Source organism: Wenzhouxiangella sp. YN1 (genome assembly GCF_056324145.1).
On the sequence record NZ_JBJNIO010000147.1, the window covers coordinates 120,458 to 134,907 of the forward strand.

12 protein-coding genes are annotated in these 14,450 nt (G+C 66.1%); 10 read left to right on the top strand and 2 right to left on the bottom strand.

Features of this window, described 5'->3' with window-relative positions:
• Positions 1 to 66: 66 nt before the first annotated feature.
• Positions 67 to 741: a RadC family protein gene (radC, locus tag ACEWQZ_RS07835; protein ID WP_476482524.1), complete on the bottom strand. Its 675-nt coding sequence runs from the start codon at positions 739 to 741 to the stop codon at positions 67 to 69.
• Between the two features lie 106 nt (positions 742 to 847).
• On the opposite strand from radC, the gene coaBC reads away from it, so the two are divergent.
• From coaBC to ACEWQZ_RS07850, 3 genes are read left to right on the top strand one after another with little or no spacing between them, the layout of a single operon-like run.
• Positions 848 to 2,086: a bifunctional phosphopantothenoylcysteine decarboxylase/phosphopantothenate--cysteine ligase CoaBC gene (gene coaBC, locus ACEWQZ_RS07840; protein WP_476482525.1), complete on the top strand. Its 1,239-nt coding sequence runs from the start codon at positions 848 to 850 to the stop codon at positions 2,084 to 2,086.
• Positions 2,058 to 2,513 carry a dUTP diphosphatase gene (gene dut, locus ACEWQZ_RS07845; protein WP_476482526.1) on the top strand — a complete coding sequence of 152 codons (456 nt, stop codon included), beginning with the start codon at positions 2,058 to 2,060 and terminating at the stop codon, positions 2,511 to 2,513. The genes coaBC and dut overlap by 29 nt, the downstream gene beginning before the upstream one ends.
• Before the next feature lie 2 nt (positions 2,514 to 2,515).
• Positions 2,516 to 5,380 carry a phosphomannomutase/phosphoglucomutase gene (locus tag ACEWQZ_RS07850; protein WP_476482527.1) on the top strand — a complete coding sequence of 955 codons (2,865 nt, stop codon included), beginning with the start codon at positions 2,516 to 2,518 and terminating at the stop codon, positions 5,378 to 5,380.
• Positions 5,381 to 5,414: 34 nt separating this feature from the next.
• Here the strand turns inward: ACEWQZ_RS07850 and ACEWQZ_RS07855 are convergent, their stop codons facing one another.
• On the bottom strand, positions 5,415 to 6,767 hold the full coding sequence (locus ACEWQZ_RS07855) for a glutamate--cysteine ligase (RefSeq protein ID WP_476482528.1): 1,353 nt from the start codon (positions 6,765 to 6,767) through the stop codon (positions 5,415 to 5,417).
• A 290-nt stretch (positions 6,768 to 7,057) separates the two neighbouring features.
• Between ACEWQZ_RS07855 and ACEWQZ_RS07860 the strand changes: the two genes are divergently transcribed.
• The 7 genes from ACEWQZ_RS07860 (at position 7,058) to ACEWQZ_RS07890 (ending at position 14,446) form a co-directional block, all read left to right on the top strand.
• Positions 7,058 to 8,779, top strand: coding sequence for a peptide ABC transporter substrate-binding protein (locus ACEWQZ_RS07860; protein WP_476482529.1), 1,722 nt, complete (start codon positions 7,058 to 7,060; stop codon positions 8,777 to 8,779).
• A gap of 148 nt (positions 8,780 to 8,927) precedes the next feature.
• Positions 8,928 to 9,866 (top strand): oligopeptide ABC transporter permease OppB, encoded by a 939-nt coding sequence (oppB, locus tag ACEWQZ_RS07865; RefSeq protein ID WP_476482530.1) that lies wholly within the window; start codon positions 8,928 to 8,930, stop codon positions 9,864 to 9,866.
• Positions 9,863 to 10,768: an ABC transporter permease subunit gene (locus ACEWQZ_RS07870; protein ID WP_476482531.1), complete on the top strand. Its 906-nt coding sequence runs from the start codon at positions 9,863 to 9,865 to the stop codon at positions 10,766 to 10,768. Before oppB ends, ACEWQZ_RS07870 begins: the two co-directional genes overlap by 4 nt.
• A 156-nt stretch (positions 10,769 to 10,924) precedes the next feature.
• Positions 10,925 to 11,905 (top strand): ABC transporter ATP-binding protein, encoded by a 981-nt coding sequence (locus ACEWQZ_RS07875; RefSeq protein ID WP_476482532.1) that lies wholly within the window; start codon positions 10,925 to 10,927, stop codon positions 11,903 to 11,905.
• Positions 11,902 to 12,987, top strand: a complete 1,086-nt coding sequence (locus ACEWQZ_RS07880; RefSeq protein WP_476482533.1) for an ABC transporter ATP-binding protein — start codon at positions 11,902 to 11,904, stop codon at positions 12,985 to 12,987. The genes ACEWQZ_RS07875 and ACEWQZ_RS07880 overlap by 4 nt, the downstream gene beginning before the upstream one ends.
• Positions 12,984 to 13,613, top strand: a complete 630-nt coding sequence (gene rsmG / locus ACEWQZ_RS07885) for a 16S rRNA (guanine(527)-N(7))-methyltransferase RsmG (RefSeq protein WP_476482534.1) — start codon at positions 12,984 to 12,986, stop codon at positions 13,611 to 13,613. Before ACEWQZ_RS07880 ends, rsmG begins: the two co-directional genes overlap by 4 nt.
• Positions 13,610 to 14,446, top strand: a complete 837-nt coding sequence (locus tag ACEWQZ_RS07890; RefSeq protein WP_476482535.1) for a ParA family protein — start codon at positions 13,610 to 13,612, stop codon at positions 14,444 to 14,446. The genes rsmG and ACEWQZ_RS07890 overlap by 4 nt, the downstream gene beginning before the upstream one ends.
• Positions 14,447 to 14,450: the final 4 nt, after the last annotated feature.

Here is a 14,450-nt window from a genome sequence, read left to right on the forward strand (position 1 = left end):
AGCCAGCTGCAGGTCTTCGACTGGATCGCCGCGCTGGCCATCGCCAGCAGGCGAAGTGGGCATGGCTCAGACCAGGCCGCGTTCGGCCAGCGACACCACTTCGCCATCGCCGACGATGAAGTGGTCGAGCAGGCGGATGTCGACCAGCGCCAGCGCGTCGCGCAGCCGCCGGGTGATCGCCAGATCGGCCTGGCTGGGTTCGGCGACGCCCGAGGGGTGGTTGTGAGCGATGATCAGGGCCGCTGCCCGGCGTGCAAGCGCCTTTTCGACGACCACGCGCGGGTGCACATGCGCCGCGTCGATGGTGCCGGCAAACAGCTCGTCGAAGGCGACCACGCGGTGACGGGTATCCAGATGCAGTGCACAGAACACCTCATGCGGCCGGTCGCGCAGCGCCGCGCGCAGGAATTCCCGGGTGGCCTGAGGGCTGGTCAGTGGCTGGCCGCGTTCGAGATTTTCACGCAGGTGACGGCGGGCCAGCTCCAGCGCGGCCTGCAGCTGCGCGTACTTGGCCGGGCCGAGCCCCGGGGTGTCGCAAAAGGTATCGACATCGGCTTCCAGCAGTGCCCTCAGGCCGCCGTAGCGGTTGAGCAGGCCGCGCGCCAGATCCAGAGCCGAGCGGCCGCGCGCCCCGGTACGCAGGAGAATGGCAAGAAGTTCGGCGTCGCTGAGCCCCGCGGGCCCACCGGCCAGCAGCCGTTCACGTGGGCGTTCGGTCATGGGCCAGTCGGCGATTCGCATGATTTCCCTTAAGCTTGCGGGCCAGAACCGTTATTCTGGGAGACGGGACTGATCCAGCGTATCGGCCCTTGTCTCTCACGTGCGTAGGAAATCGCCTCGAAAGTCCATGAGTACGCTTGACGGAAAAAAGCTGCTGGTCGGCGTGACCGGCGGGATTGCCGCCTACAAGGCTCCAGAGCTGGTGCGCCGCCTGCGCGATGCCGGCGCCCGGGTGCGCGTGGTCATGAGCGCGGGCGCGGAGGCGTTCATCACGCCGCTGACGCTGCAGGCGGTCAGCGGCTACCGGGTGCGTACCGACCTGCTCGATGCCGAGGCCGAGGCCGGCATGGGGCATATCGAACTGGCCCGCTGGGCCGACGAGATCCTGGTGGCGCCGGCCACGGCGCACGCCCTGGCCCGCTTTGCCGCCGGCCTGGCCGATGATCTGCTGGCCACCATTCTGCTGGCCACCGAAGCGCGCGTCTGGCTGGCCCCGGCGATGAACCGGGTGATGTGGGATTCAAAAGCGGTGCGCGCCAACTGTACCGTGCTCGAGGATCGGGGTTTTCGCATTCTTGGTCCCGGTGCGGGCTCGCAGGCCTGTGGCGAGCAGGGCCAGGGCCGCATGCTCGAGCCCGATGAGCTGGTCGCCGCGCTGGCGGGCGGCGCTGGCCGCCTGCGCGGGCGGCGCTTTGTAGTGACCGCCGGGCCGACGCATGAACCGCTGGACCCGGTCCGCTTTCTGGGCAATCGCTCGTCGGGGCGCATGGGCTTTGCCGTGGCCAGCGCACTCGTGGAGGCCGGTGCGCAGGTCGATCTGGTGGCCGGCCCGGTGCCGCTGGCGACACCGGCGGGTGTTGCGCGTCGCGATGTGGACACCGCCCGCCAGATGCATGAGGCGGTGATGGAGCGCATCGCCGGCGCCGACGGTTATATCGGCGTGGCCGCGGTCGCCGATTATCGCCCGGCCAGCGAAGCGGGCGACAAGATCAAGAAGGCGGATGAATCGATGACGGTGGAGCTGGTTCCCAACCCCGATATCCTGCTTGACGTGGCCGCCCGCCCGGATCGTGAGCGGCCGCGAATCGTGGTCGGTTTTGCCGCTGAAACGCGCGACCTCGAGTCGGCGGCGCGCGGCAAGCTCGAGGCCAAGCGGCTCGACCTGATTGCCGCCAACCGCGTGGGCAAGAATCTGGGGTTCGACACCGACGAGAATGCGCTCGAGGTCTACAGCGCCGATCGTCACTGGACGCTGGCGCCCAAGGCCAAGGGAGACCTTGCGCGCGAGCTGGTTGCTATTATTGCCGAACGATTGCTCGAGAGGGAAAACCGATCCGATGAGAAACCTGAAAGTCAGGATTCTTGATCCACGCCTGGGCGGCGAGTGGCCGCTGCCGGAGTACGCGACCAGCGGCTCGGCCGGCATGGATCTGCGCGCCTGCCTGCAGCAGCCGATGACGCTCGCGCCCGATGACACCGCCTTGCTGCCGTCGGGAATGGCCATCCATCTGGCCGACCCGGCCCTGGCCGCGGTGTTGCTGCCGCGCTCCGGGCTGGGCCACAAGCAGGGTCTGGTGCTGGGCAACCTGGTCGGCCTGATCGACAGTGATTATCAGGGCGAGGTCAAGATTTCCTGCTGGAATCGGGGCCGGCAGCCGATTCACATCGAGCCGGGCCAGCGGATCTGCCAGCTGGTGGTGGTGCCGGTGGTTCAGGTGCAGCTCGATATTGTCGAATCCTTCGCGGTGAGCGAGCGCGCCGAAGGGGGCATCGGCCACACGGGAGTCGGCTGATCATGTCCCTTTCCCTGTCATCTTTCACTGCCGGCAGCGCGCGCGGGTTTCTGCCGCAGGTTCTTGTGGCGGTCGGTGCCGTCGCCTTGCTGCTGGCGGTGTGGCTGTTGTGGGGCGCGCTGTCGGCCGAAGATGCCAGCCCCACGGATCAGGCCGCGCGCAGCAGCATCGAGGAAATCGGTGCGGCCCTGACCGAGGTCAACGCGGCATTGGCGCAGACCGACATCCGCGACCGCGCCCGAGCCGTGCTCGACGGCAGCGTTGAGGTGCAGGAGCTGCGCCGCGCCCTGCAGTCGGCTGGCGTGACCAATCTGCTCGACGTTCGCGTATTTCCTCCGGGGGTGGAGGATATCGAGATCGGGGTCTACCCCGAGCCCGACTTCAGCGTGATCCAGATGCTGCTCGAGGCCCGCCGTGAAGGCGCGGCGCCGGCCGAGGTTCACTACCCCGGCACCGCCAACGAGAACCTCGCTTTTGCGCGCGCCATCCCGGCGGAAGATGCCGCTGCGGGGGATCCGCCGGCCGGCTATCTGTTCATCCGGCGCCCGGTCAGCGTGATTACCCGTCGCCTCGCACAGCCGGGGCCGGGCGGCTGGCTTGCGCTGCAGCAGGGCAAAGCGCTGATTGCCAGCAACGGCAGCTTGCCGGCAGAACGGGTGCCCGACGGTCAGGCGACCATTGCCGGCAGCGGTCTGCGCCTGCACTGGACCGCCGGCCATGGCGCCGGCGGTGGTTCGCCGCTTACTGGTGCCGCGATTGCGGTGCTCGGGCTGCTGCTGATCGGCGGCGGGCTGCTGCTGCAGCGGCGCACAGCCGCGGCGCCGGCCGACGAGGCGGTCGATGACGAATCTGCCGTGCCCACGCCTGACAGCGACCGTCGGGAGCCGGAGCCCTCGGCGCCTGCGCAGGGGGACCGGACCGAGCGCCCGCCGAGTGCTGGCCACGACTCCGATGATGCCGATGGCCGGGATCTGCCCGAGTGGATGCTGGACGCGCAGGAGGGTCGTGGGCGGGCCACCGACGATGACTTTGACGACGTGCCGAATCTCGACGATATCTATCGCCAGATCGACGCCGAGCAGGCCGAAACTCCCGCGCCCGCGCCCGAAGCAACCCCGGAAGACGCTGCCGATGCGCTTGATGACGACGGCCAGGGCGATGATGAGGATCTGAGCGCGCGCCAGGATGCCGACGCCGCCGCAGAGGCTGCCGCGTCGGACGAGGCAGCGCCGCCCGAGCTCGACCTGGATTTTTCCTTCAGCGATCGTGACGATGCGCCCGCTCCGGAGCCCGGCGACCAGCCCGACGAGGCGATGCAGGAGCCGCCCAGCGGCGAAGGGCTGGATCTGGCCCTGGAAGGGGAAGGCCCGCTGCCGCCGCAAGAAAGCCCGGCGGCGAATGGGGAGCAGCCGGAATCGAGCCGCGCCGAAGCCGTGGACGCGCCGGCCACGGCGCCGGAGGACCGGGCTACTGCGGCCAGCGCCACAGAGCCGGTCACGCTGCCGTCCGGCATCTTTCGCCCGAGCGATATTCTGGGCGTGGTTGACGAAGATCTGACGGCGGCAGTCGCCACCGACATTGGCCAGGCGCTGGGCAGTCTGATTTCCGAAGCCGGCTTTCAGCGCGTGGCCGTGGCCCGCGACGGGCGCTTCAGCGGTCCGGTCATGCTTTCGGCGGTCATTCGCGGGCTGCGCAACAGCGGTATCGATGTCATTGAAGTGGGCGCGGTGCCGACCCCGTTGCTGTGGTTTGCCGCCACCGAGCTGGCCGAGGGTTGCGGTGTCATGGTCACCGCCTCTCATCATCCGCCCAGCTACAACGGCTTTCGCGCGATGATCGGCGGCGACCTGATCGACATCGACGGCATGACCCGGCTGGCGCGGCGGGTGGCGCAAAAGGATTTTGTCAGTGGTGACGGCGGCTACGAACAGCAGGACATTCTGGGGCGCTATGCCACGCGCCTGACCGCCGATGTCCAGCTCGAGCGGCCGGTCAAGGTGGTGGTCGACTGCGGCAACGGCGTCGGCGGTGCCGTGGTGCCGAAGCTGCTGCAGGACGTCGGTGCGGATCTGATCCCGCTCTACTGCGATGTCGACGGCGCCTTCCCCAATCATCGGCCCGACCCTTCCTCGCCCGACGACCTTGAAGACCTGAGATTGTGTGTTCGCAACTTCCAGGCAGAGCTTGGCATTGCCTTCGACGGCGATGCCGATCGCCTGGCCGTGGTCACCCGCAGCGGTGAAATCGTCTGGCCCGATCGCCTGCTGATGCTGCTGGCAGCCGATGTGCTGGCCACGCGGCCGGGCGAGGCGGTGGTTTTCGATGTGCGCGCTTCCGGGCATTTTCAGCGCGTGATCGAGCGCGCCGGCGGACGCGGGTTGATGACCGCCAGCGGCCAGCAGCCGGTGGCACAGCGGCTGCGCAAGGAAGGCGCGCCGCTGGGGGGCGACATGCGCGGTCACGTGTTCATCAACGACCGCTGGTACCCCTTCGATGACGCCGTCTACGCTGCCGCCCGCCTGCTCGAGATCCTGGCCGCCGACGGGGGCAGCCTCGAAGAGCGGCTGGCCGAACAGCCACAGTATCGCGTCAGCCCCGAAATCGCGGTTGACATCGAGCGTGACCAGTCGCTGGACCTCATCGAGCGGATGGGTCGCGAAAGCGACTTTGGCGACGCCCTGATCACGCGCCTCGACGGCATTCGCGCCGACTGGTCCGATCGCTGGGGTCTGGCCCGCGTGGACGCCAACAGCGGCCGCCTGATCCTGCGCTTCGGCGCTGATGAGGCGACCGCACTGGGCCAGGTGCGCAGCGAGTTCCGCGACCGGCTGTTGGCGCTGGAGCCGAAACTGCCGCTGCCGTACTGAGCGTTACCGCTCGGAGAGGATCGCGGCAGGCCGGTCAGTAGGCGTAGTTCCTGAACAGGTGGCTGAGGTCGCCGCCCCACTCGTTCTCGAAGGCGGCGAGCTTGACTTCGGCGGGGGTCGTGCCGCGCTCGACCACTTTCTGCAGCGACTCCAGAAAGCCGCCTTCGTGTTCGCCGGTGCCGCTCAGCCGTTGCCGCCGCGCCAGGCCGGCATGGGCCATCTCGAGCAGCTCCCGGGCAATCGCGAGAACGCTTCGGCCGCCGATTTGTGCCGCCAGGCCCATGCGCGTAACGTCGTGTCGCAGCTGCTCGCGCTCGGCGGCGGTCCAGTCCCGGGTCATGTCCTGGCAGGCGGCCAGGTTGTCGGCATCGTAGAGCAGGCCAACCCAGAAGGCCGGCAGCGCACACAGTCGCCGCCACGGGCCGCCGTCGGCGCCGCGCATTTCCAGGAAGCGTTTCAGGCGTACCTCGGGGAAGGCCGTGGTGAGGTGATCTTCCCAGTCCGATAGCCGGGGCTGTTCGCCCGGCAGTGCCGGCAGCCGCCCGTCGAGAAAATCGCGGAAGCTCTGCCCGGCACAGTTGATCAGCTGGTCGCCGCGCGAGACGAAATACATGGGCACATCGAGCATGTAGTCGACATAGCGCTCGAAGCCCATGCCCGACTCGAATACCCACGGCAGCGTGCCCGTGCGGTCCGGATCGGTGTCCGTCCAGACGTGCGCGCGGTAGCTCAGAAAGCCGCTGGGGCGGCCTTCGACGAAGGGCGAGTCGGCGAACAGCGCGGTGGCGATCGGCTGCAGCGCCAGCGAGGTGCGGAACTTGGCCACCATGTCGGCCTCGCTGGAGAAGTCGAGGTTGACCTGCACGGTGCAGGTCCGCTTCATCATGTCATGGCCCAGGCTGCCGACCGTGGGCATGTAGTTACGCATGATCACGTAGCGTTCCTTGGGCATCCACTCGATGTCCTCGCGCGTGGCCGTGGGGTGGAAGCCCATGCCGAGAAAGCCGATGCCCAGCGGTTCGGCCACGGCGCGCACCTGGGCCAGGTGCGTGTTGACCTCGTTGCAGGTCTGGTGCAGATTATCGAGCAGGCCGCCCGACAGTTCGAGTTGTCCGCCGGGCTCCAGGGTGATCGAGTAGTCGTTTTTCTTCAGCGCGACGAGATGTTCGCCTTCGTGCACCGACTGCCAGTCGAATTCCCGTGCCAGGCCTGCCAGCATGGCGCGAATCGAGCGCTCGCCGTCGTAGGGCAGCGGCTTGAGGCTGTCTGTGCAGAAACCGAATTTCTCGTGTTCCGTGCCGATGCCCCATGCGGCCTTCGGTTTGCAGCCGGATTCCAGCCACTCGGTCAGCTGGCGCTTGTCGGTCAGGATGGTATCGGGATTCAAGGAGGTAACACCGGGCTAGAATGAAAATGCAATTATCCCTTTTTTGTTCGCCGGCTGCATGAGGCCGCCCGGTCGACGAGGAGTGCAAGGTCCACAAACCCCCGTCGGCGGCAGGGACCTGCGCAGCCATGAGCCCGTTGCGACCATGTCCCGGGTCGGCGGGGCGCTTCCGAGCGCAGCTGTGTCGCGCCGGTGTACTACCATGTCATCAGACATCCGGTGGACCTGCACATGCGCATATCTGAAGACCGGTCGATGAATGCACATCCCGCGCGCCGGGTGTTGCTGCGGTGAGGCGCCTGTGGCTGCTTTGTCTGCTGCTTCTGCTCGCCGCCTGCGGCGAGCGCGATGCGCATGCGCCCGGCGCGGCGCCGGCTCTGGCCCGCCCGGTCGAGGTGGTGCTCGACGACAGCGGGCGTCCGCTTGACGAGATCCTGGCCCCGACCCAGGTCGTCCATCGTGGCAACGGCGGCGAGCCCCAGACCCTGGACCCGCACCTGGCCGAAGGCGTGCCCGCGAGCAACATCCTGCGCGATCTGTTCGAAGGTCTGACCACCACGGCGCCCGATGGGCGCATTATTCCCGGCGCCGCTCGACACTGGGATATCAGCCGCGACGGGCTGACCTATACCTTCTTTCTCGACCCGGAGGGGCGGTGGAGCAACGGCGAGCCGGTGACTGCACACGATTTTGTCTGGTCCTGGCGGCGCGCGGTTGATCCGGCCACCGGTGCCTCCTACAGCCGCATGCTGCTGCCGATAGTCAACGCCGAGGCCATCCTTGCCGGTGAGCTGCCGCCCGAGGAATTGGGCGTGACCGCGCTCAGCGACTTGACCTTTCAGGTTGATCTCGCCGACCCCACGCCTTACTTTTTGGGGCTGTTGACCCATCCCACCAGCTATCCGCTTCATCGTTCGGCCGTCGTTGAACACGGCGATCGCCACGTGCGCCCGGGCAACCTCGTCTCCAACGGCGCTTTCATGCTCGACGACTGGCGCGTCCGCTCCCGCATCGAGCTGATCAGGAATCCGCACTATCGCGCCGCCGACAAGGTGATTGTCGAGCGCGTGGTCTTCTACCCTTTCGAGGATGAAAGTACCGAGTTCAACCGCTTTCGTGCCGGTGACCTGCACTGGACCTATCAGGTGCCCTCGAGCCAGTTTCAGTGGTTGCAGGACCACCTGCCCGATGCGTTGATGGTGACGCCGTGGTTCGGCACCTATTTCTTTTCGTTCAACCTCACCCGCGAGCCTTTCAAGGGCAATCTGCAGCTCAGGCAGGCGCTCAATCTCGCCGTTGACCGCGAAATCCTGACCGAACGGGTCAGCCGGTTCGGCGAGATTCCCACCTTCAACCTGGTGCCGCCCGGCCTGCCTGATTATCAGCCGCCGCAAACGCCCTGGGACGACATGACCCAGGCAGAGCGTGAGGCCGAGGCAAAGCGGCTGTATCGCCGGGCCGGATACAGCGAGAACCGGCCGCTGGAAGTGGAGCTTCGCTACAACACTTCGGAAAATCATCGCAAGCTTGCCGTGGCGATTGCGGCCATGTGGAAGCAGGTGCTGGGCGTGCGCACGCGCCTGATCAACGAAGAGTTCCGCGTGTTTCTGCAAAATCGCGCCCAGCGCCGGGTCACCGAGGCCTTCCGTTCCGGCTGGATCGGCGATTACCAGGACGCGTTCACCTTTCTGGAGCTGTTTCATTCCGGCCACGGACGCAACGACGCCGGGTATGACAACGAACGCTACGATCGCCTGATCGCGCGCATCGCCGCCGAGCGCAGTCCGGCCAGCCGCCGCAATCTCATGGCCGAGGCCGAGCGCATGATCCTGGCCGACCAGGTCATCCTGCCCGTGTTCCACTACGTCACCAAGCGCCTCATCGACCCGCGCCTGAAAGGCTGGAAGGAAAACGTCATGGATCAGCATCCGACGCGCCACATGTACTTGGTGAAGGCGCGGAGTGAAGTGGCGAATGAGGCAGCCGAGGAAAGCGCGGAGACGGAATCGTGAGTGCGCGCATGACCAATGATCGAGTGACCAGACGAGAGGTTGATTCCGGCATCAACCGGGCCGCAGTGGTGGTGTGGTTCATTGGTGTTCGGCCATTGTTTGTTAATTGGTGCTTGTTGTTTGGTCATCCCGGCCGAAGGCCAGCGCGATGTTGAAATACTCTCTCCGGCGACTCGGGTCGGCCATCCCGACGCTCTTCCTCCTGATCACTTTCGCCTTTTTCCTGATTCGGATTGCTCCCGGCGGACCGTTTGATTCCGAGCGCGCGCTGCCGTCCGATATCGAGGCCAACCTGGCGGCGAAATATCATCTCGACGAGCCGCTGGTGTTCCAGTACGCGCGCTATCTGTGGCAGATTGCGCGCGGCGATCTGGGGCCGTCGTTCCACTACCGCGACTGGACGGTCAACGACCTGATTGCCCAGGGCGCGCCGGTGTCGTTCACGCTGGGTGCGGCGGCGCTGCTGCTGGCGCTGGCCATTGGCGTGATCATCGGCGCCTGGGCGGCCCTGCGCCAGAACCGGCCGAGCGACTATGCGGTGATGAGTGTTGCCATGGTCGGTATCTCGATTCCCAACTTCGTCATGGCGCCCCTGCTGATTCTGGTGTTTGCCATCGTGCTTGGCTGGCTGCCGGCCGGCGGCTGGGCTTTCAGTGTCGATCGCATGGCGCTGCCGGTCATCACGCTGGCGCTGCCGATGATTGCCTACATCGCCCGCATCACCCGGGCCTCGATGATCGAGGTGCTGCACTCGAGCTACATCCGCACGGTGCGTGCCAAGGGCATGCCGGAAAAATGGGTGATCCTGCGTCACGCCCTCAAGCCGGCGCTGCTGCCGGTCATTTCCTACCTCGGGCCGGCTGCTGCGACGATTCTCACCGGCTCGGTGGTGATCGAGCGCATCTTCACCATCCCGGGCATTGGCTCCTATTTCGTGCAGGGCGCGCTCAATCGCGATTACACGCTGGTGATGGGCGTGGTGATCCTCTATGGTGTGCTCATCATTCTGCTCAACTTCCTGGTCGACCTGGTGTATGCCTTTCTGGATCCCCGCATTCGCTACGATGAGGGCGAGGCCGAGACATGAGTGAAGGCGCCCGCGACGCTTTCGAGCAGGCCCTTGATACCCGCAAGGTCAGGAGCCGCTCGCTCTATGTCGACGCCTGGCAGCGGCTGCTGCGCAATCGTGCGGCGGTGGCCGCGCTGGCCGTCCTGGCGCTGATGGTTCTGCTGGTCACTTTCGGACCGATGCTCACCAGCTGGGACCACGAGATTCCCGACTGGGACAATTACTCCACGGCACCGTCGCTGGAGGAGGGGCATGTGTTCGGCACCGATGCGCTGGGTCGCGACCTGTTCGTGCGCACCATGATCGGCGGGCGTATTTCGCTGCTGGTCGGCCTGGTCGCCACCCTGGTGTCGCTGTCCATCGGCGTGACCTGGGGTGCTTTTGCCGGCTACGTCGGCGGTCGTGCCGACAACGTGATGATGCGCGTTGTCGATGCCGTTTACGCCATGCCCTTCATGTTTTTCGTGATCTTGCTGATGGTGGTCTTCGGCCGCAATATCTTTCTGATCTTCGTTGCCATCGGTGCGGTCAACTGGCTTGATATGGCGCGTATCGTCCGCGGACAGACGCTCAGCCTCAAGAACAAGGACTTTGTCGAGGCCGCGCGCGCCTGCGGTGCCACCGAGTGGCAGGTCATTCGCCGCCACATCGTCCCCAATCTGCTCGGCGTGGTGATCGTTTATGTGACCCTGACGATTCCGCAGGTTATTCTGGTTGAAAGTTTTCTGAGCTTCCTCGGCCTGGGCGTGCAGGAGCCGCTGACCTCATGGGGCGCGCTGGTCAACGAGGGCGCGCAGGAAATGGAGGTTGCGCCCTGGTCGCTGCTCTATCCGGCCGGTTTTCTGGCCGTGACCCTGTTCGCCTTCAATTTTCTCGGCGACGGTTTGAGGGATGCGCTCGACCCGAAGGACAGGCTATGAAAAAGTGCGAAATTCGACAGTCGACATCCGGAGGAAGCCGGAAACACGAAGCACGAAATTCGCAACGGGCTGGTTCGGGGTCTGTCTTTCTGGAGGTTGGGACTTGTTTCGGTTTGGGTGCTTCGAATTTGAGATTTCGTGCCGAAGGGATGTCGAATGGCCTTGCTTGAAGTCAGAGACCTGACCGTCTCTTTCGACACTCCCGAGGGCGTTGTTCACGCCGTCAACGGGATCAGTTTTGACCTCGAGCCTGGCGAAACGCTGGGGCTGGTGGGTGAGTCGGGCTCGGGCAAGACGCAGACGGCGCTGGCGCTGATGGGCTTGCTGGCCGAAAACGGCCGGGCCAGTGGCTCGGTGAAGTTTCGCGGCCAGGAGCTGCTGGGGATGTCGCTGTCGGAGCTGACCCGCGTGCGTGGTTCGAGCATCTCGATGATCTTCCAGGATCCGGTCAGCTCGCTCAACCCCTATCTCACCGTGGGCGACCAGCTCGTGGAGGTGCTGACGCACCATCGCAACCTCAAGAAAAAGCCCGCTCGCGAGCGCGCCATCGAGATGCTGCGCCTGGTGCAGCTCAGCGATCCCGAGCAGCGCATGCGGCAGTTTCCGCACGAGCTGTCGGGCGGCATGTGCCAGCGCGTGATGATTGCCATGGGCCTGCTCTGCCAGCCGGACGTGCTGATTGCCGACGAGCCGACGACGGCGCTGGATGTGACCGTGCAGTCGCAGATCAACTCGCTCATGGGCGAGCTCTCCGAGCAGTCGTCGACGGCCATTCTGCTGATCACCCATGACCTGGGCGTGGTCGCCGGCCTGTGCGATCGGGTGCTGGTGCTGTACGCCGGCAAGGAGATGGAGCTGGCCGGCGTCGAGGCGCTCTACGCCGACCCGCAGCATCCCTACACCGCCGACCTGCTGGCTTCGGTACCGCGCCTGGATCGGCAAGACTCGGGCATTCTCCACGCCATTCCCGGCAACCCGCCCAATCCGTTGGAGGTGCCCGAGGGCTGTCCGTTTCGTGATCGCTGCGCCTGGGCCTGGGACAAGTGCCGCAGCATGCCCGCGTTCGAGGACCTCGGTGCGGGTCGCTTCAAGCGCTGCCATCTCGATGCCCTGCCGCCTGAAAAGGAGGCCGGATGATGCAAAAGCCGGTGCTGCAGGTGCGTGATCTGGAGGTGAGCTTCCGGGTGGATACCGGCACGCTGTTGCGGCACGAATACCGCATCATTCGCGCGGTCGATGGCGTGAGCTTTGACGTTCATCGCGCCGAGACCCTGGGCATTGTCGGCGAGTCGGGCTGCGGCAAGTCCACGCTTGCGCGTGCGCTGCTGGGCCTGCAGCGGCCCCGGCGTGGAGAGATTCTGTGGCTGGGTGAGGATCTGGCGCAGGCCGACGAGGAGACGCTGCGTCGCAAGCGCCGCGAGATCCAGCTCATCTTTCAGGACCCCCAGGGCTCGCTGGACCCGCGCATGACCGTCGGCGACATCATTGCCGAACCGCTGAGAAATTTCTTCCCGTCGATGTCGCGGCTGCAGATCCGCGAGCGCGTCATCGGCATTCTTACCCTGGTGGGTCTGCAGCCAAATCAGATCAATCGCTACCCGCACGAGTTCTCCGGCGGCCAGTGTCAGCGCGTTGGCATTGCCCGTGCCCTGGTGGTCAACCCGCGCCTGGTCGTGTGCGACGAGCCGGTCAGTGCGCTGGACGTGTCCGTTCAGGCCCAGATCGTCAACCTGCTGCAGGATCTGCAGAAAAAGCTGCAGCTTTCGCTGATCTTCATTGCCCACGATCTGTCGATCGTGCGCCACGTCTCCGACCGGGTCCTGGTGATGTACATGGGCAAGGTGATGGAGCTGGCCGACCGCAACAGCATCTACCGCCAGCCGCGCCATCCTTACACGCGGGCGCTGATCGAGTCGGTGCCGATTCCGGATCCCGTGCGCGAACGCAAGCGCGCCCGGCACTCGCTCAAGGGCGACATGCCCTCACCGCTGGACCCGCCGTCGGGCTGTGTTTTTCGCACACGCTGCCCGTTTGCCACCCAGCTGTGTGCTGACCAGGTGCCGGCGCTGGAAACGCTCGACGACGGCAATCAGGTGGCCTGTCACCACCATCGTGACCTGCCGCCGCTGCCCGTGCCGGGTGAGCAGGCTGACGAAGATGCTCGGACAAGAGCCCGGGATGAGGCTGCGAAAACAGCCCGGGGGCGGGCCCGGCCGTGAACACCGCCGCGCTGCGTGCCCGGCTGGATGCCCGCCTGGCGGAACTGGGTTTGACGCTCGACGAGCGCCGCAGGGACGCTCTGCTGGACTACCTGGCCCTGCTCTCGCGCTGGAATCGCGCCTATAATCTCACCGCGGCCGCCGCGCCGCTGACGATGGTCGACCGCCACCTTGTCGACAGCCTGAGCATCCTGCCCTGGATTGACGGCGACGATATCGTCGATGCCGGCACGGGCGCTGGTTTGCCCGGTGTGGTGCTGGCCATTGCCTGTCCGGAGCGGCATTTCGTGCTGGTCGACAGCAACGGCAAGAAGGTGCGCTTTCTGCGCCAGGTGCGTCGTGAGCTCGGTCTGGACAATATCGAGCCGATCCAGTCGCGGCTGGAGGCCTTTGCGCCTGAAAGCCTGCCCGATCAGGTGGTCACGCGCGCGCTGGCGCCGCTGCCGCGCCAGGTGCGGCAGCTGGGCCACCTGCTCGCCGGCGGCGCCACCCTGCTGGCCATGAAGGGCCGGCTCGAAGAAGACGAGCGCGCCGCAGTGGCGGATGCGTACAATGTCGAGATGATCGAACTGAACGTGCCCGGTGCGGACGGCGCCCGCAGCCTGGCCATTCTGAGGAAGCCATGACCCAGCGACGAGCCCGAATCGTGGCCGTAACCAACCAGAAGGGCGGCGTGGGCAAGACCACGACAGCGCTCAACCTTGCCGCCGGGCTTGCCGAGCTCGAGCGCCGCGTGCTGCTCATCGACAGTGACCCGCAGGGCAATGCCACCACCGGTTCCGGCATCGAGCTGGCCGAGGGCCAGGACACCCTCTGCGAGGTGCTCCTGGGCGAATGCGCGATCAGCGAGGCGGCGCTGCCGGCCGAGGCGATGGGTTTCGACCTGGTGCCGGCCAACGGCGACCTGACGGCCGCCGAGGTGGCGTTGATGGACGAAGACGACCGTGCAACGGTATTGCGTGAGGCACTGGCCAATGCCGCCTCGCGCTACCACCACATCATCATCGATTGCCCGCCGTCGCTGAACGTGCTCACGCTCAATGCCCTGACCGCCGCCGATTCGGTGCTGATTCCGATGCAGTGCGAGTACTACGCCCTGGAGGGGCTCAGTGCGCTGCTCAACACCATCGAGCAGATCCAGGGCTCGGTCAATCCCGAGCTCGAAATCGAAGGCCTGGTGCGCACCATGTTCGATGTGCGCAACAATCTCTCCGGTGCGGTTTCGCGCCAGCTCGCCGAGCATTTCGGCGACAAGCTCTATGCGACCGTTGTGCCGCGCAACGTGCGCGTGGCCGAGGCGCCCAGCTATGGTCAGTCGGTCATCCATTACGACCGCGACTCCCGCGGTGCCGTGGCTTATCTGGGTCTGGCCGGGGAATATCTGCGGCGCATGGGTGTGGCCGCCCGCGCGCCGTCGGCAACGGCGTCGGGTGCGGCTGCTGAAGAACAACGCATGTAGGACA